At 38.1% G+C, this 19,122-nt stretch carries 11 protein-coding genes and 1 pseudogene; 5 read left to right on the top strand and 7 right to left on the bottom strand.

The window, feature by feature from the left end:
* Positions 1 to 53 precede the first annotated feature (53 nt).
* The 4 genes from AN486_RS00395 to AN486_RS00410 all read left to right on the top strand — a co-directional run bounded on the left by AN486_RS00395 (position 54) and on the right by AN486_RS00410 (position 5,768).
* Complete coding sequence (locus AN486_RS00395; protein ID WP_290598568.1) at positions 54 to 449, top strand: hypothetical protein; 396 nt, start codon at positions 54 to 56, stop codon at positions 447 to 449.
* Between the two features lie 4 nt (positions 450 to 453).
* Positions 454 to 2,457, top strand: coding sequence for a type III-B CRISPR module RAMP protein Cmr6 (gene cmr6, locus AN486_RS00400; RefSeq protein ID WP_168636602.1), 2,004 nt, complete (start codon positions 454 to 456; stop codon positions 2,455 to 2,457).
* Positions 2,454 to 3,980, top strand: coding sequence for a hypothetical protein (locus tag AN486_RS00405; RefSeq protein WP_290598570.1), 1,527 nt, complete (start codon positions 2,454 to 2,456; stop codon positions 3,978 to 3,980). The genes cmr6 and AN486_RS00405 overlap by 4 nt, the downstream gene beginning before the upstream one ends.
* 396 nt (positions 3,981 to 4,376) lie before the next feature.
* Positions 4,377 to 5,768: an amidase gene (locus AN486_RS00410; RefSeq protein ID WP_290598572.1), complete on the top strand. Its 1,392-nt coding sequence runs from the start codon at positions 4,377 to 4,379 to the stop codon at positions 5,766 to 5,768.
* Positions 5,769 to 6,204: 436 nt separating this feature from the next.
* On the opposite strand, the gene AN486_RS00415 is transcribed toward AN486_RS00410, so the two are convergent.
* The 4 genes from AN486_RS00415 to AN486_RS00430 all read right to left on the bottom strand — a co-directional run bounded on the left by AN486_RS00415 (position 6,205) and on the right by AN486_RS00430 (position 9,533).
* Positions 6,205 to 6,690 carry a hypothetical protein gene (locus tag AN486_RS00415; RefSeq protein WP_290598574.1) on the bottom strand — a complete coding sequence of 162 codons (486 nt, stop codon included), beginning with the start codon at positions 6,688 to 6,690 and terminating at the stop codon, positions 6,205 to 6,207.
* 167 nt (positions 6,691 to 6,857) lie between these two features.
* Positions 6,858 to 7,151 (bottom strand): P-II family nitrogen regulator, encoded by a 294-nt coding sequence (locus AN486_RS00420; RefSeq protein WP_053540391.1) that lies wholly within the window; start codon positions 7,149 to 7,151, stop codon positions 6,858 to 6,860.
* 4 nt (positions 7,152 to 7,155) lie between these two features.
* Complete coding sequence (locus tag AN486_RS00425; RefSeq protein WP_053540392.1) at positions 7,156 to 8,151, bottom strand: sodium-dependent bicarbonate transport family permease; 996 nt, start codon at positions 8,149 to 8,151, stop codon at positions 7,156 to 7,158.
* 809 nt (positions 8,152 to 8,960) lie between these two features.
* The gene (locus AN486_RS00430) at positions 8,961 to 9,533 is read right to left on the bottom strand and encodes a pyridoxamine 5'-phosphate oxidase family protein (RefSeq protein WP_290598577.1); all 573 of its coding nucleotides are present in this window, start codon (positions 9,531 to 9,533) and stop codon (positions 8,961 to 8,963) included.
* 68 nt (positions 9,534 to 9,601) lie between these two features.
* On the opposite strand from AN486_RS00430, the gene AN486_RS00435 reads away from it, so the two are divergent.
* On the top strand, positions 9,602 to 10,525 hold the full coding sequence (locus tag AN486_RS00435) for a 1-aminocyclopropane-1-carboxylate deaminase/D-cysteine desulfhydrase (RefSeq protein WP_168636597.1): 924 nt from the start codon (positions 9,602 to 9,604) through the stop codon (positions 10,523 to 10,525).
* Here the strand turns inward: AN486_RS00435 and AN486_RS00440 are convergent.
* From AN486_RS00440 to AN486_RS00450, 3 genes and pseudogenes are all read right to left on the bottom strand, one after another.
* Positions 10,514 to 10,774 (bottom strand): hypothetical protein, encoded by a 261-nt coding sequence (locus AN486_RS00440; RefSeq protein WP_027404460.1) that lies wholly within the window; start codon positions 10,772 to 10,774, stop codon positions 10,514 to 10,516. The two genes, AN486_RS00435 and AN486_RS00440, sit on opposite strands and share 12 nt — an antisense overlap.
* Positions 10,775 to 11,041: 267 nt before the next feature.
* Positions 11,042 to 11,550 (bottom strand): annotated as a pseudogene (locus AN486_RS00445) (Uma2 family endonuclease); the annotation flags it as partial.
* A 271-nt stretch (positions 11,551 to 11,821) separates the two neighbouring features.
* Positions 11,822 to 19,087 (bottom strand): putative Ig domain-containing protein, encoded by a 7,266-nt coding sequence (locus AN486_RS00450; RefSeq protein ID WP_290598580.1) that lies wholly within the window; start codon positions 19,085 to 19,087, stop codon positions 11,822 to 11,824.
* Between the last annotated feature and the right edge of the window lie 35 nt (positions 19,088 to 19,122).

The raw sequence follows: 19,122 nt of genomic DNA on the forward strand, positions 1-19,122 counted from the left end.
GTGTAAAACAGATTTCTAGCCTGTAAAAGTGTAGTCAGAAAAAGGAAATTAATATGACATTTGACCCTAGAACAATTGCCACACCAATTTATGACGCTTTAAATAATTTGCGTTCTTTACCTAATCAAGATGATACTCGTTTGAAGCAACAAAAAAGTCAAGCAGTAGAACTTTATACCTATCTTTCTACTTGGGGAATGATGCGATTAAAAGCTGAAGAAATGGCATTACCTAATGGGATGTTCGGTAAAAAACAAGTGGTGGAAAAATTCTTTGAATGTTTACAAGCAGTATCAGGAATACCAAACTTATCAGGTCAACAAGGTTTAACAACCCTAAAAAATCTTGGTACAGATGAATATTTAGGTATCACAGGTTTAGGACTAGCTTTATCCCAAGAGTTTAGTTTTTGGGCTACTGCTGTTTATTCAGATATTCAAGGAGACTAAAATTATGGTATTTGAAAGACCTCAAACCAATCAACCTAGAAGACCTCAACCACCTGCACCTACCACACCAGATGTAAACAGACCCAAGAAAGTAATTAACGTTCCTGTGGGTGGTAATGGTAGCGGTAATTCCGGTGGTCATGGTGGCGGCAATGGTAATCCTGGTGGTCATGGTGGTGGTAATAATCAACCTCCTATCCCGTCTCCCTGGTTGAATCCAGATAACCCACCTCAACCACATTCAGAAGCCAGTTTTGTAGAATATCTGCGTTGGATGCGAACTGCTTGCAGCAGCGCTTCGCTATCGCCAGATACCGATAATAAATACAAAGACCCCACCAAAGTCCAAATATTGCAAATGGCAGAACGGGGGGCAAACTATTCCAAGCGATTACAAGAACTCACAAAACGCACCAAATTAATCGCCCAAAATAGTTTTTCAGTTCAATGTCCTTGGAGAATTAGAGTAGGAGGACATAGAGGACCAGAAAGTATTTTATTACCTGCTTTTGATGCTTTGGGTATTCCTTATATTCCTTCTAGCACCCTGCGTGGTGTGGCCAGAACCCAAGCTATCCGGGAAATCATGGCACAGCAAAATATTGACTGGAAAAATGCAGAAAAACAAATTGCTGCTTCGTTTGGTTCAGTAGAAACTAATAATAAAAAAGATCAAGCAGGTAAAGTAGTATTTCTAGACGCTTATCCTTTAGGTGATCAAAATATACTAGCTGTAGACATGGCTAATAATATCTGGCAGTGGGATAATAATTCACCCAAATATAGCCCCAATCCTAACCCGTTTCTCAGTTTAGAAAAACCCATGTTTATGATTGGGTTACGGTTAGCTAGTAACTGTCAAGATAAAGAGATATTAGAACAAGTAAAACAGTGGTTAATCAAGGGCTTACAAGCTGGTGTGGGTTCTCAGATTAACACAGGTTATGGTCAACTAAATCCGGCAGGTATAGGTAATCATAAACCTGAAAGTGAATTTTTCCGAGTTGAATTTATGATAGAAGGCCAGTTAATTCATGGTAGACAAAAGTTTAGAAATGTTAATCAACCTTATCAAAAAGACAGAGAAGGTAGACTAAAAACTGATAACAAGGGAAATTTAAAACCGGATACAATCAATCATCCAGAAATCCGCCCAGTTGCTTTTAAATCAATGTTACGTTATTGGTTTAAAAGTTTTACTTTGGGGGTTTTAGAAACCGCACAAGTCCAAGAATGGGAAGCTACAATATTTGGTGGTATTACTACCCCCAATCACAAATTTGGCTGGTTGATGATTAGAACTTTAGAGGTAAAATCCAAAGCAGTAAAAAGCAACCAAGATGAACAAGAAGGGATTTTAACATTACATTATTCACCAGAAATACCTGAAGATAAACAGGCTAATTTGCAGAAATTAGTTAAAAATCTCACTTGGTTAATGTTTCATTTAGGTGGTACTGGTCAAGGTGCAAGAAGACCTTGTTATTCTCGTCAAAAACATCCTTATTTGCGTGGTTCAACTCTAATACCTGGTAGTAAAGATTCATTTTGGAAATTACCAAAAACTCCTAAAGAATTTCAGCAATTATTTCAACAAAGATTAGAAGCATTTTATCAAGCATTACAAGCATTAGGCGTTAATTTCAATTATCGGCAGCTAAGAAATTGTGGAATGGTAAACTCTTTTACATGGACTGAAGCATTAGATATTAATGCCAAAATTATAGTTGTCAGTAATAAAGATGATGAGAATAAGGGATATGCACTAGAAACTTTACATAAATATTTTCACCAATTAGAAAACCCAAACTACAGTGATGCAAAAAATCTATGTGGTGGTGTTAAGAAAGATTTCCCCAACGGAATAAAACGTGAAGTAATTCCTTCCCCTGTCTGGATTGCAGATTTAGGTGATTACCAAGTAGTAACAGTATTTGGTGCTAATGCAGATCCTCGTCAAAAATATTTAGAAACATTACAAAATAAAGTTCAAATCTTCCCCCTATGAAAACAACAAATAACACAAATCAAGTTAGCACCCTCATCATCACCGTAGGAACTAGACAAATAGGATGGCGTTGTAAAGATAGTATCATTCGTTCCTTTGGTGCAGATGGTAATATTAGTTATCCTAAGCATATCAACGAACTCTACCAAGAACTAGGAATAGAACGCGGTAAACATCAAGATGAAGATGGTAAAACCTATCCTTGGAGTGGTCGAGATTTAGGTCAACGTTATTATGAATACTGTAAAGAATGGTTAGGTGGCGATTTTAGTAATGTTGAATTATTATTAGATAAAATTGTGATTGAAGGAGGAGTAAACCAAGGTTTAAAACATATTATTTTATGGGGAACAGACCAACCAGAAAGTATTACTTGGAACTTTCGCCGATTAGATACTTTATGGTTAGCAGAATTAATGAAAGGAAAAATTAAAAGTTTATTTCCTGATGTTAGAGTTGATATTCACTCACCAAAAATTAATGCTGGTAATAGTGATGAAATCCGAGAAGAATTAGAACAACTGGTTTTAAAAGAAGCTATAAGTATTAACGAAAATCAAGAATTTATTCTATGGATACAAACTAAAGGATGTACCCCTGTCATTGCTTCTAATGTAGAAATATGTGCAGCCGCTTTAGTACGTCAATATCAAGTATTTAATGCTAGTCCTAATGAACCAAAGGAGTTTTTCACCACTTTAGAAAATGGTTTAGTTACTGCTAATCATTCCCAAACTTTCAGTTTAATTTCTATGGCTGAATATTTTTGGTCACTAGAAAAAGTAAAAATTCAGTCTGCTTGGGAACGGGGAGATTTTTCAGAAGCACAAATTTGGCTGAAAGTCCATCAACATCGTCATCCAGTATTATATAAATTAGCAGGGTTTTTAGCACAATATAGTAATTGGGAATCTAATAAAGATTTTTACCAAAAACTCAAAGATTGGGTGAGTTCTAAGGATGCATCTAAATTAGTCAATGCAGAACAAGTTGAAAATTGGAAAACCCAACTGCAAAAGCTGCAAGATGACAAAATTACTAATTTATGGGAGTCTACCCTGATATTAGAATTAGCATTAAATCGGGAAAACTACACCACAGCATTTATTCAATTCGTGCAGATTTTAGAACAATTATTATATCTGCAATCTATCAATCAAAAATGGTATGTCAAAGGTTGGATAGTTAATCATCAAGATGAGGCTACCCTACAACAATTAATGCAAGGTTGGTGTATTTACAAAAAATTCAAAGAAGATAATAAATGGTCAAAATTAATGACCGATATTAGGAAAAAGCGCAACACAATTATTCATGATGGCGAATCTATAACTTCAACGAAAATTAGCTATCTTTGGGCTAACAATGGATTTGACGGAGTTAAGATACCAACAACACCAGAAATCATTAAAAAGCTGATGATGGGACTACTCAAGGAAGTTAGCACTCCCCCCAATCTCAACAATCTATTAATGCGCTCTTTGTATCAATGGGGATTGCAATACTTAGAAGATACAATTTAACCAATAATTGAGCGATCGCCCATACATCAGAGCCAAACAGTTAACCGTTGGGAAAATAGGCATTTTCAACCTTCACCTATTGCTATGAAGTTGATGCAACAAAAGCTTCAAAAATCGGCGTTGCTGAATCGAGGTATGAAATTTCCAAATTGAACCTTTAAAAATCTTACCTTTGCGTCTTTGCGCCTTTGCGTGAGACTAAAATTCATACCCTTAATCAGCAACGCCCAAAAATCCTGCTAAATTCAGAGGGAACAGAAAAAACTCATGTTTTTGAAAAGATGGAAATAATGGGACTGTTTTTTCAGACTAAGCATCTTTTTTTTGACTGAAGCTCTAAACTGGTGAAAATGAGTGTTTATTACCCATTACCCATTACCTGTTCCCTTTTTTGCAATGAATAACAATGATTTAGCTTTTACTCCGGCTTTAGAGTTAGCACAATTAATCCGTCTACGGGAAGTGTCGCCGTTGGAGTTGGTGGAAGTATATTTGGAAAGAATTGAACGCTTAAATCCTCAATTGGGGAGCTATTTTACAGTTACGGCAGATTTAGCGATCGCTGATGCTACAAATAAAACAGAATTACTAACTACAACTTCAGAATTACCGCCGTTTTTTGGTGTGCCAATTTCTATTAAAGACTTAAGTGCAGTTGCAGGTGTTACTTGTACTTATGGAAATCCAGCACTGTTAAACAATATTGCCAATCATGATGATGGCGTGGTGACGAAAATTAAACAAGCGGGATTTATTATTCTGGGTAAAACCGCAACTTCTGAATTAGGTTCTTATCCTTACAGCGAACCTATGGGATTTCCCCCAGCCAGAAACCCTTGGAATTTGGCATATACTCCAGGTGGTTCTAGTGGTGGTGCAGCGGCATCGGTAGCAGCAGGATTAAGTGCGATCGCTCAAGGTTCAGATGGTGGTGGTTCGGTGCGTGGTCCGGCGGCTTGTTGTGGTGTTGTGGGCATTAAACCAGCCAGGGGAAGAGTCTCTAAAGCCCCTGTAGGCGATCGCTTGGGGGGCATCGCTGTTGATGGTCCCCTTGCCCGCACGGTGGCGGATGCAGCCGCTATGTTAGATGTAATCTCTGGCTATGTCACTGGTGATCCTTATTGGCTACCAGATCCCCAACCATCATTTCTGTCTGCAACTCAAGTTAAATTAGATCCTTTAAAAATCGCTTTTAGTACCAATATTCTCCCCTTTGGAGAAGCTGACGCTAACTGTCAACAAGGAGTATTTAAAACCGTCGAGTTATTGGCACAATTTGGACATCAAGTTGAGGAAAAATACCCAGATTTTAGCAATTTAATCGAACCATTTAAAGTAGTTTGGCAAGCGGGAATCGCAGCAGCGGGAATCCCATCACCAGCTTTGCAACCTTTGAACCAATGGTTATTCGCCAAAACCGGTTCTGTGGCTGAATATCTGCAAGCACTTTCCCAAATGCAAATAGTCTCTCGGCAAATTATCGCCTTTTTTGATACTGTAGATGTATTGGTATTACCAGTTTATTTACATTCTCCCATTCGCGTCGGTGAATGGGCAGATTTGAGTCCAGAAGAGACATTCGCCAAAATTGTCCACTGGGTCGCGCCTTGTCCTGTCGCAAATGCTACCGGATTACCTGCGATCGCTCTTCCCGTCGGTTTTGATAGCAATGGTTTACCCCTGAGTGTACAGCTAATTGGTAAACCTGCGGCTGAGTCTACCCTCATTAGTCTAGCAGCCCAATTAGAAGCCGCTAACCCTTGGATTCAACACCAGCCATCACTTTAAGTAGGTTGGCGTTGAAAATTGTCGTTATGGCAAGGCAAAAGGCAAGAGGCAAGAGGCAAGAGTGAAGAGGGTTTGGGCGATTTTACGTTTCTTTACACAGTTTGGTTTTATTGTGTTCACCTACTTAAGTCAGAATCAGGATTTACAGGATTTAAAGATTTACAGGATTGTTAGAGGGTGTTTGAAAAGTTATGGTTGATGTATCAAATATTTTTTACCCCGGGGTAAATTGAGGAATAATGGTGATTCGATAACTTGTGTGTACACCGTAGCTTTGTAAGGGGAAAGGGGGGTAACAATGTGATGAAAATTACGGGATACGACTTTTCAAACATCCTCTTATCCATAAAATAATCTCAAAAAACAGAAAGTTGGCAAATATTTCCATATTCAATCCTGTTAATCCTTCAATCCTGAGCATCCTGATTCAGACATTTTAACCAGCCAGTTTTGCCTGTTCACGAGCATCAACAACCAAAACTAAACAAAGTGCTGCAACTGCTTTTTCCCATTCTTCACGCACTTTTACATCTTCCACACCATCAAACAAACCTACCAACCGGGGAACAGCTTTTTCTAAAGCTGCGTGAGGAACGGGACGGTGTAATTCAACCAAATGATTGATACTTTCCTGATTATTAAGAAAACCAACTACCCATTTTGTTGTATGGTCTGGACTATCAGGAACATTCTGAACACCTAATTCATTTTTTAGCCAATCATAAAAAAGTGGTAAATGTTCAGATAAAACTGCACCGGCTGTGGGTAAGGTTTTTTTGAGTAAGCTAATATCTAAACTGTCTAATTCTTGTTTTAAAGCCGATGAATTCAGCACCTCATTTAAGGGTGTGGAAAGTATTGCTTCTATTTCCGATTCCGAAAAATCTAACTTTTCGGTGAAAGTTGCAATTAAAGATTTCATTTTGTATACTCCAGAGATTATTCTCTAATCTGTACAATGATTATAGTAATGTAGGGTTATAACCTATTACCGGGTAATCCTGCATCTATTTCCTTTGTACCGGAGCATTCGCCAAAATTCATCGAAAAATTAGATTTTATTTGCTGATTGTTATTTACAAAAGTTAATTAATCTACGATTGATTTAACATCAGCAGCAATACATACACCACCATATTTTTTGATGATTGGTCGAACAGCTTCAGCTATTTGCCGTTCTTGTTCTTCATTGCAAATAGTCATTACATAACCATTGGTAAGTGCATGACCTTCTAAATCGTCAATAACTCGACCTCTGTATCCCTTACCTGTGACATCCTCAATAATTGTATATCCAGAAACACCTATATGATCTAGAATTTTTAACACCTTTTGTAGTTCTAAAGAATTGATAATTATTTCGACTTTTTTGAAAACTTGCACCTAATTATACTCCTATTGTCTTAATAATGTTGAAATACAAAGGTATACCAACAATAATATTAAACGGAAAAGTGATAGCTAAAGCCATAGATACATATAAACTGGGGTTAGCTTCAGGAACAGTCATTCGCATTGCTGCTGGTACGGCAATATAAGAAGCACTAGCACAAAGTACGGCAAACAAAAGAGCATTTCCTTCAGACATCCCAATTAATTTACTAATAAAGATACCAATAATGGCATTAAATACAGGCATAAAAATGCCAAAAGCAATCAAGAAAAGACCTGTATTTCTCAAGTCTTTGATTCTTCTAGCAGCTACCATACCCATATCTAGTAAAAAGAATGATAGCACTCCATAGAATATATCTTGGGTAAATGGATGTAATTTTTCCCAACCCTTTTCTCCTGTGAGAATTCCCACTATTACACTACCAATGAGGAGAAATACAGAACCATTTAAAAAGGCTTCTCTTAATACTTCACCCCAAGAAAACTTTTCTGCTTTTCCTTCTCCTTCTCCTGCTTCTAACTGACTTTTAGCAAAGAATCTCACTAAGACAATTCCCACAATAATTGCTGGAGATTCCATGAGTGCTAAAGCAGCTACCATGTGTCCACTAGAATCAATATTGAGAACTTTGAGAAAAGATTGAGCCGTAATAAAAGTAACGGCACTAATAGAACCATAAGTTGCAGCAATAGCGGCTGCATTATAGGTATCTAGTTTCAGTTTTAAAATGAAAAATGAGTAAATAGGAACAACAGAAGCCATGAATATAGCCGCTAAAAGAGTGAGGACAATTTCTGGATTAATGGCACTTTCTTCAATTTCATATCCACCCTTAAAACCAATTGCGAGTAGCAGGTAAAGGGAAAATAATTTGGGTAATGGTTGGGGAATTTCCAAATCAGATTGCAGAAAAATCGCCAGCATTCCTAAAAAGAAGAATAACACTGGCGGGTTTAAAATGTTGGACAATAGGGGGCTAGAATTCATTTTTTATTAATTTGATTCTGAGTTCGTAATTTTATATTTCAGGCTTAACTTTCCAATATACCTGCTGATATAGTATTTTGTAAATGGGTAGCATAATCAATACCTTGTCCAAATTAGAAAAAGCCTTGATTTGTAGCGTGGGTTGAAGCATGAAACCCAACAAATGCGTTGGGTTGCGCTGTCGCTTAACCCAACCTACAGGAAATGGACAAGGTATTGATAATGATTATTAAAATTTGAAGAAGGAGTCACCGAGTCAGTAGCCAGGAGTCAGAATCAATCAGTCGAGGATTCAAGCCTGCGACTGATTAAAGACCACCAAATCGTAGATTTGGTGGGGGTCTTAAACCCAGTTATTCATCCGCCACTCGCACAGAATTCATTCTGAATTCTGACTCGGTGACTCCTGAATTCTGTTCGATAATTTTAACTGCGTGAACTTCATCTGCATCGTAGCGTTTATAAAGCGTGCTAAGGAACGCAAATTTAATAACCTGCAATTCTGATGTAACCTGGAATGGTGCGTTACGCTGTCGCTAACACACCCTACTTTTGCACCTTATTTAATTCACATTCCTAAGGACATATTGATATTCGCAAAAAACTTTTCCAGGGTCTTCTAAGACTTATTTAAGGAAGCAGGAATAAGTATATATAACTCTGAATCAAAAATAGGCAGGGGAAACGCATCCAGATTCATCCTTTACTGATATAATTAAAATCCATGTACAGTCATGGTTTTGGATTAACAAAAAGGATATTTGATCACAATAAAAGCGGTAAAACCAACTAATCTTATTTATCTATTCCTATCCGCAATCATCCACACTCTGGGATTTACTCAAAGGCGTTGATAATCCATCAATACTCATAAGATTCTTCTTTTGTTGATATTCCTTAACTCCTTTTTCCCCTTTCTTACTAGCCCAATTAACTAAAGTATCTCTTTGTCCTTGATATTCATACAGCGGGACACCAAAACCACAAGAAGTTTGCACTCGTTCAATATCTGCAATAATAATTTGTCGAGTTCCCGGAAGCGGAGGAAATAAAGGATAAAGAGAATCCCATTCGGGAGAACCCGGTAAAATAGTTTGTCCCTGACCATAAAGACGGAGAATACAAGCAGGTTCTTGAAAAGCGCAAAACATCAAGGTTATTCGTCCATTTTCCTGCAAGTGAGCAGATGTTTCATTACCACTACCTGTTACGTCTAAATAACCAACTCGGTCGGGGGAGAGAATCCGAAAACTTTCCAAACCCTTGGGAGAAAGGTTAACATGACCTGTCGAACTTAGCGGTGCTGTGCCGACAAAAAATATTTTTTGATTAATAATAAACTTTTGCAGTTCTTCGGTGATTAAATCAAAAAGTTTAGCCATAATTGGTAGATGTTTTTTATAAATTTAGTATTTTATACTATACTAATAAAGATTAACTTTTATTGGAAATGTCATCAATTTTTTTTCCGCCACTTATTCAACAAATTCATAGTGAAATCTGTGCTATTGCAGATACTAGATTATATGTCTTACGACTGGATATAATGCACCCTCATGTTAACGGTAATAAATGGTTTAAGCTAAAGTATAACCTAGTGGAAGCTAAAGAGAAAAATTTCTCAACAATTCTTACTTTTGGTGGCGCTTATTCTAATCATATTTATGCTACCGCAGCCGCAGGAAATCTGTTTGGTTTTCGGACTATTGGCTTAATTCGTGGAGAAGAAAATATCCCTCTCAATCCTACTTTACAATTTGCAGTAGCACAGGGAATGGAATTAGTATATATTGATCGTCAAACATATAAAAAACGTCATACAGAAGAATTACAAAATCAGTTAAAACAGCGATTTGGAGAAGCATTTATTATTCCTGAAGGAGGTTGTAACTTAAATGGTCTGCGCGGTTGTATAGAGATATTACAAACAGTGAGAGGATTTAATACTATCTGTTTGGCTTGCGGGACAGGAACAACATTAGCAGGAATGACACTATCATTAAGTCAAGAACAAAAAGTAATTGGTTTTCCTGTTTTGAAAGGTGGTGATTTTCTCAACGAAGATATCAATAACTTATTAACAAATTATCTAGCTTCTGGTTTACCAACACTTGTTAATACTCCTGCACCTTGGCAACTTATATGTGATTATCATTTTGGTGGTTACGCTAAAGTGACTAATAAATTAAAGCTATTTTGTCAAGATTTCCAACAACAATATGATATACCTTTAGATTATATATACACGGGAAAAATGTTTTATGGAGTGATGGATTTAATTGCAAAAGGGTTTTTTAAATCGGAATCTTTGCTATTAATCCATACGGGAGGTTTACAGGGTAATCAAGATGCAATATCTAAATTAAGCGTGTAAATTAGCCTGTTCTTGTAACCAAGGATCTACAGGTTGTCCGTCTTTGCGTTTAAGTTCTATTTCTATTACCATGACTTCCTTAGAACCGGGAGGTGCAGGTTTTTTATGAAAGAGAATTTCGTAATCTAAGGGGTTTTGATTATGTTCTTTTAACCAATCTTGAACTTTAGTAAGGGCAAAAAATGATTGTCCTTGTGCAAACATTTGGGTAATTTGCATTTGTAATGTGTAGGGATTAATGCGACTCATTTTTATTGACTCCTTTGGTATTTAGAATTATGATTATCTCACGCAGAGGCGCTCCAGACGCGGAGAGGAAGATTGAGTTTTTATTCTTCGGTGTTGAAATCTACTTTATCATAAATATCTGCTAACAAGATTTGGCAGGGAATAGAAGATAGGTTTAAGAGACTTCCAAGAAATAAATTATCCTAAGAAACGAACCACAGAGGCACAGAGTACACAGAGAGAGAATTTCTGCATCAGTTTTGGGACATTTTTTTATTTGGAAGTCTCTAAGCTACTATCTCCGTCTGTAAATTCAGAAAATATCCATTTATTATTATCGGTTTTAAAATACTGCTCAATGTGCATTGTGTATTGGTCAATTAAAATATATTCTTGTAAGCTGGGAATTGTCCGATAAGCTGCAAATTTTTCATCTCTATCATAGCTTTTGGTAGATTTTGATAATACTTCTGCAATCATCACGGGATTTACTAAAGTGTCTTTTCTTCCTTCTTCATATTCTAAGGGATTTTTCACAACCATAATATCAGGGTAGGTATGAATTTTTCTGGTGGGAATCCAAAGACGTTGATCTGGAACAAAGACTTGATAAGGTTGATGTTTGAGCGCAAAATTTAACATTTCGTAAAAATTGCCTGCAAGTTGGTTGTGATTGGGTGTTCCACCTGTCATGGTATAATTAATCCGTTGATATATTCGTGACGTATTTCCGAGTTTACCTCTAATTCTAGGTATTCTTCAGGTGAATAGTAGCGTGTTTCTTGTGCGAGGGTCATAATTTTAATTTATAGGTTTTATGGGTTGGCGATCGCTTCTACAAGTTTCTCGACTAAGTTATAATTATAACTTTTGTAGCGACTGTCTTGATTGTCAAGCGATAGCTTTGTATCTTAGAGGTATGTTAGAAGAATTGTTAGAAAATAACCCAGGTTTCTGAGATTGATTACACTTTTCACAGTGGTTCAAAAAGATGCAAACCAAATTACAGAGATTTTGCCCATCAGGGTTTAACGCATTGCGTTAAACCCCTAACTGGTGAGTTAGATTCTAAGCAAAAACAAACTGTTTAGAATCTGTCAAACTCAAACTACTGGCTTGAATCCCAGTCAGAGTAGCTAAAGTTTGATTATTGAAGACGATCGCAGTATCTGCACCAACTTGATTTAACTGGAGTGTAGAGGTGGTAATACCTAAGCTAACAGCACCTTGAATACCGATAACATCCGTACCCAGTTGGAAGTCAAGCACGGTATTTGCAGCTTTTGGTAATTCAGCATTGACAATCCAGAATTGGTCAGCGCCAGCACCACCGGAAATTAAGTTACCACCACCAAGACTAACTCTGAAGATATCGTTACCATCACCACCTAAAGCCCGGTCATTTGCACCTAAGTAGAAGATATCATCACCAGCACCACCTGACATCCGGTTATTACCTTGGCCATCTCTAGCATCAAAGATGTCATTACCATCACTACCAAAAGCGCGATCGCTCTTATTCACAAAGATAGTATCATCACCGCTACCCAGATCAACGATATTGCTACCTGAGTTGGGAAAAACAGATACAGTGGACAGGTCTAACTCATCTTTACCTGCACCTGTAAATACAATATTGTTTTGACCATCGAATTGACTACCAGGAGTGGCAATTAATTTATCATCTCCTGGAGTTCCTACAGTTGTAGATTGGTTGACTGCGAGAGTAAAGATATCATTGACAGTTGCCCCGGCTTTATCTGTCGCAATTACCTTGACATCTAATTTACCGACATTTCCTGTGTTGGGAGTACCACTAAAGGTGCGAGTTGTAGAGTTGAAATTCAGCCAATCTGGTAAATTACTACCATCAGCTAACGTGGCAGAATATTTAATTAAATCAGGAATTACACCATCCTTGAGCAGTGTATTTTCAAATGTATCTGTTACTAACTGATGCAGTCTGGTTGTGGGATGAACATCGTCCCAAAAAGCATATTGATCAGGGTTAACTGGCGTAGTGACTGTAATTAGCGGCTGAGTAATATTCGTGAATTTGTAATTAGCAGGATTAGTCTGAAATGCTGTACTCAAACCAAAGATGTCTACTAAAGATAAATCAACATTGAGGGCTGGTTCTAAGTTAGTTAAAGCTTGAGTTAAAGCTGCATTAAAACCAATAGAAATTGCTCTGGCATTCGCTACATTGTTATTAGCAATACTCAAAGGAGTAGCACCCAAGTCTGATAAATTGCCAACGACAATTTCTTTAGCACCTAATCCGGCTAAGGTTGTAATTGCACTACTAATATTAGTAACTGCATTAGTCACAGCCTGAGTAGGATCTGTGGCAAGATTCAGAAAATCATTAGCACCAGCCCAAATTACATACAGTCCATCTTTACCGATGGAATTGGTATTTACAGTTTTAAATTGCTGAATTTGTGTTAATAATCCAGGTACGGTTATTTGCCCAAAAGTATTACTTACTCCTGTATTTGCGCCCAAAAAGGCGTAATTTTGAATTGATGGGTTTGTAAATTGTAAATCAGGTGCAAAGTAATCAACCCAAATTGAGCCATTAGAAAGACGACCTTGATAATTAGGTGATGGTGGAAAGGTGTTACCGGATGCTTTGTAGGCATTACCTGTATCTGAGAGGCTATCACCAAAGATGACGAGGTTTTTATAGGGATTAACTGCGTCTGGATCGGAGAAGGTATCTTTGGGTAGTGTAAATGTAAAGGTAGAATTGACCTTAACTGTTTGATCTACAAGTTGATTCTTGAGGATGGGTGCGGTATTCACGTTTTGTACCTTAATAGTGAACGTATCAGTAGCGATCGCTCCTATTGTATCTGTAGCTGCCACTTTAACATTCAAATTCCCTACAGTATCATTAGCAGGAGTACCGCTAAAGCTGCGAGTTGTGGGATTGAAGGTTAACCAACTTGGTAAAGCATTACTATTTTCTAAGGTCGCGGAATAGGTAAGAACATCACCCGCGTCAATATCGGTGAAAGTATTGGTGGGAATTTGGAAGTTAAAAGCAGTTCCTTGTTTGGCGTTTTGATCGACGATCGCATTACTCAAAATCGGCGCATCGTTGACATTTTCAACGGTAATAGCAAAGATATCACTGACGGATACTCCAGCTTTATCTGTAGCGATTGCCTTAACATTCAAACTACTTACATTGTCATTGGTGGGAGTGCCGCTAAAGGTGTGCGTTGTAGAATTAAAGGTTAACCAACTTGGTAAAGCATTGCCATTTTCTAAGGTTGCTGAATAAGTGAGAACATCACCTGCATCAATATCTGTAAAGGTGTTGGTAGGAATTTGGAAGTTGAAAGAGTTACCTTGTTTAGCATTTTGATCAGCGATCGTATTTACTAATGTAGGTGCATTATTTAATAGCTGGTTGCCAAAGTTAATATCTGTGGCGGTTTGTCCAGAGACGAGCGTAACTGTTTGTGTCAGTTTAACTGAGCCACTTGGTAAGTAAAGCGGATCGCTAGTGGAATTGGTGTTTGAGTTGGAATTGTCTGTAGTCGAAACTTGGCTATTAAGCTTGAGGATTCCTTCTGCGAGGGCAAGGGCCTTTACTCTTGGGAAGTTCTTTCCAGTATTCTTAACGTTATCGTTTTCATTGTCACCATCGTTAATGAGAACGCTGGTAGTGTCTAATAGGGTGCGGAATTCATTTAATGTGAGTTTGCGATTGAGTTTCTCTTGGGCAATTTGTTGAGCGAGTACCGCAAGTCCTGAGATAAATGGGGTAGCTTGCGATGTGCCGCCCATTGACTGAGTGCCGCCTGTCGCATTAGCACCTGTAATAAAAATCCCTGGGGCAAAGACATCTAACTGGTCGGCGCTGCGTTGGGAGAAACTGGCAATGCGATCGCTATCAGTTGTGTAGTCGATCGCCCCACCGCTAAAGGATTTATTTGTCCCAAAGTTGTCTGCCCAGACTGCACCGACAGAGATGGTATTAGGATCGGCTGCTGGATAGGCTAGTCCTGGATTGCTATTAAATTGATAGAAGCTGTTACCTGCGGCGGCGGCAATGATAATGTTTTGGGATGCGATCGCTGCAAGTTCATCGCCGATACCATAACGTGGATTGCCAGTATTCCAATTTTGTCCATCGCCTAAAGATAGATTAACTGAGGCAATATTGTATTTTTGGGCGTTTTGATTGACCCATTGCAGGGCAGCTTCTAGGTCAGAGAAGTAACCAGAGCCATTGTCTTTGAAAACTTTTAGAGCAATGATATTCGCATCAGATGCAACACTGGCGGCGATGCTGGCGATATTAGAACCATGTCCATTTTTATCGCTGGCATCGGTATCTTGATCGGCAAAGTCGTATTTGTAGATGATTTTATCGGCTATGCCATTGCGATCGCTATCCGCACCGAATAAAGGATTATCTAAATCAATGCCCGTATCAATAATGACGGTGGAATAACTTTGTCCTTTGATATTGGCAAAGCGGGGATCGGCTTGGAAACCATCAAGGTTAATTAAATGGGTTGCACTATTGTTTTGAGTATTACTACTGGTGCTGAGAATATCGCTAGGGGTGAAGATTTTCTCGGTAGAGGCGGTAGTGGAGACATTAATTACAGGGTAGGTTTGTTTATAGCCATCTTGAACAACTTGGGCGATCGCATAGGTGTTAGGACGCAAATCGTTAAATGTGTAGGCTCCTTGGGAGTCAGAAGTAGTCGAAACTTCTCCAGTATCTAGAAGATTGTTATTGTTGCTGTCTAGGTAAACTTTCCAACCTGAGAGTGTGGGTTCGCTGTTGTCTCTTACTCCATTGCCATTGATATCGTTCCAGATAATACCGTGAACTTCAGCATCGTTATCTTGAATGCCAACATTGACTGTAGGGATAGTTAAGGAATTATAGTTGCTGTCACTGCTGCTAGTTGTGTGAGTAATAGTATTAGTTTGAGTTCCTTCGGTAATCTTGTCATCAATGGCGGTAACAGTGGTGCTTTGAGCAACATTCCAGTTGGCGGCGGTGAAGATGAGGGTGGTTTTGTCGGTGGCGATTTGATTTCCGATCGCTAAGTTAATGGTGACATCAGCCGTAGGTTGGGTTCTCAAGACAACGGTATAGCTATCGGTAGCACCGCCTTCAGTAACATTAGTGCTGCCATTGGATTGAGTAATTGTTACGCCTGGTGTGGATGGGCTTTGAATGGTGAAAGTCGCATTTTTCGGTTCGATGCCTTGATTTCCTGCTTGATCTTGAATGCCTAGAGTGTTGACCTGTAAGGTATAGTTCCCTAATGCTTGGGTGAGCGATCCTAAGCCATTGATGCGGTAGGTATTGCCAGAGAGATATTCAATCGTGACCGCATTGGTGATTAGATTTGAGCCACCATCACGGGTCAGGGTGATGTCTTGATAGTCAAAAGTGGATAGATTAATAATTTCAGAGAATTCCACTTCAACCGAGTTAATGGGATTAGTAACGGGTGTTTGAGGGATATTGATGAATTTAACCAATGTGGGTGGGTCGCTATTAACTGGTTTATAGACAAAAATATCTGAAGCGTTATTGGTATCTCCTTCGACTAGATTAGTTGTACCAGACTCAAAAGCGATGCTTGCATTCCCAGCGATCGAAGGATTGCTACTATCTCCATCTAGTTTGCTATTCAGTGCTGGACTAACTAGCTTGGTTTCTCCAGTTACCCGATCGCGTAAATAAATATTGCTGTAAAAATCAGGGTTGTCTACTCCAAGATTTGCAGCACGGGATTGAAAGGCAACATAGCGTCCATCTGGACTAATCGAAGGACGACTGCTATTACTATCTAATTCGATTTCATTAGTGGTAAGGCTAACCCGCTCAAGAATTTCGGCTGTTAAATCATAAACAAAGATATCACCTGTGTTATTATTGTCTGCTAAAACTAAATTGGAGGCGAGGGAAGAGAAGACGACATATCGACCATCAGCACTTATCGAAGGCGATAAGCTAATTCCATCCGCCTCGGTACCATTAATACCATTACTAATGCGTTTGGTAGTGCCTGATTGACGATCGCGTACAAAAATATCTGCAACGCCATTTGTGTCATTAGCAACCAAGTTAGATGCATAGGAGTAAAACACTACATAGCGTCCATCTTCACTAATGGCAGCATTCGGACTCAAGCTGTCATTATTGCTCTGGGAGTTATTAACAGCAGTACTAATAAGTTCTGTAGTCTCTGTTTCAAGATCGCGAACGAAGACATCAACCATTTCGTTTGTGTCTCCCGCTACCAGATTAGATGCAATAGAAGAGAAAACCACGTAGCGTCCATTGGCACTGATGGCAGCTAGATCGCTTACTCCATTGGCTTGAGAATTATCATTGGCAAGACTGACTCGCTTAGTTGTATTCGCGATACGATCTCGGACAAAAATATCTCGCACATTATTGCTGTCGTCAGCTACTAGATTAGAAGCATTTGAGGCAAACACAATATAGTTGCCATCGGCACTGATCGCAAATCCTTCACTTTTACCATTGGATTCTGTTCCATCATTAGCAACACTGGCTCGTTCAACAGTATTACTTTCCAAATTTATAAAGAAAACATCTTGGACATTATTTGTATCACTACTAATCAAGTTGGTAGCAGCAGAAGTGATGACAACAAATTGACTATTTTCACTAAAGATAGGACGAAAGCTCTGATTATTTGCTGACAAGCTATAATTGAAAATATTACTTGCAGAGGAAGGAGCGAATGGTGTAGGTTTTGCAACTGATTTATCAAGATTAGAATCTAACAATAATGAGTTAGATTTAATAGAAAAAAAATCAATTACTCTATCAATACCTTTACTAATAGTTTCAGTAGCTTCATCTACTGCTAAACTAGCACCTAGTTTGAATGATAAATTTTGACCCTTAGTCCCAGAGGTTAGACCAGCACTAATTCCTACACTGTTTCCACCATCTACAGATTGCTTGACTGCTCCAAAATTCAGTTTGGATTCTTCTACTTCATTTTCAGATTTATAACTATAAGATGCAGCAATACTACTAGTTTGTCCGAATTTTTGTGCATAGTCGATGCCTAATCCAAAGGCAGGTTTTTGAATAGCTTGCTTGAGATGCTCAAAATCACGTTTATTAGCAGCCTCTAGAATTGCTGGATTAATATTGCTTCCAAAATTTACTTCTAGATTAGTTACTTTTGATGAATCAGGTGTACCTGTTGAAATTTTTAAGTTATTTGGTGATATTGCTTCCAGAATAGTTTTAGCACCATTTACTCCATTAGCCAAATCGTCACGCAGTGCCTCTCCCTGTTTGATTATTGATTCCCCTGCCCCAAAGAAGATGTTATTTTCAGCAACAATTTTTGCATATTTGACAATAATTGGTGATGATTCCTTAATGGCTAGATTTTTTGCATCTTGAAAACTGGGTTTAGTACTAGCTTCATTGAAAATTGTCAATAGTTGACTGTCAACATTCTTTTGCCCATCATCACCAAAAAAGATAGATTGAGAAAATTTATTGAATTTTTCAGCATTACCACTAATTATTGGAGAATTTGACATTTCCACATCGGAGCGTAAATTACTAATATCAGTGAGTTGTTGGCTGAAAGAGTCAAAAGTATTGCCTCTAGTTAAACTCTTGAGATCTGTAAATAGAGCATCCTGCTTACTATCTAATTCTTGAATGGAAGAAATAATTCCTTTGCTTGTTGAAGAACCAAGTAGAAAATCATTAGCAATTTCTTCGGCTAATCCTTTACTACTATCAACTTGCGTTGATATAACAGCCGTATTGCTTGTATATTCTTCATTGGAAAAATTGGGAAACGTTCCTGAAGCAGAACTTGTAACTTTAATATTCCATAAAAAATCTTGGAGGTTTTCTAGCGGTTGACTAAATCCTGTAGCTTCAACTGTAAGTGTACCTGATACTGAACTATTTTTTAAAACTGAGCCAGTACCTACTGTTAAAATGGTATTACCTTCACTATCAATTTGTCGATTAACAATAGTTTCAGGTACTGAAGTGCTAATAATGTTAATGCCTTTTGGGATGGTAACTTTTACACTAACATTAGTTGCATCTTCTGAAGTTTTATTTGTTATTTTAAAAGTATAGGTAACTTGATGGTTCTCCCCAATGCCAATTATATTTTTATCGCTAGAGATTTCAACAGCATCAAACAAAAGACTTGGATTTTGAGTTGGGGAAGCCTCTGCACTCAGAGCCGCCGCTTGGTCGTACTCCTTTCCAAAAGCACCAAGTTGACCAGAAATTAATTTGACAGCAGAATCATTATTCATCAGGCTCATAACTACCTCAGATAGACTGGTCAATTTTTACACGT

The sequence above is a fragment of the Anabaena sp. AL93 genome, assembly GCF_001672085.1.
GTDB classification, from domain to species: Bacteria; Cyanobacteriota; Cyanobacteriia; order Cyanobacteriales; family Nostocaceae; genus Dolichospermum; species Dolichospermum heterosporum.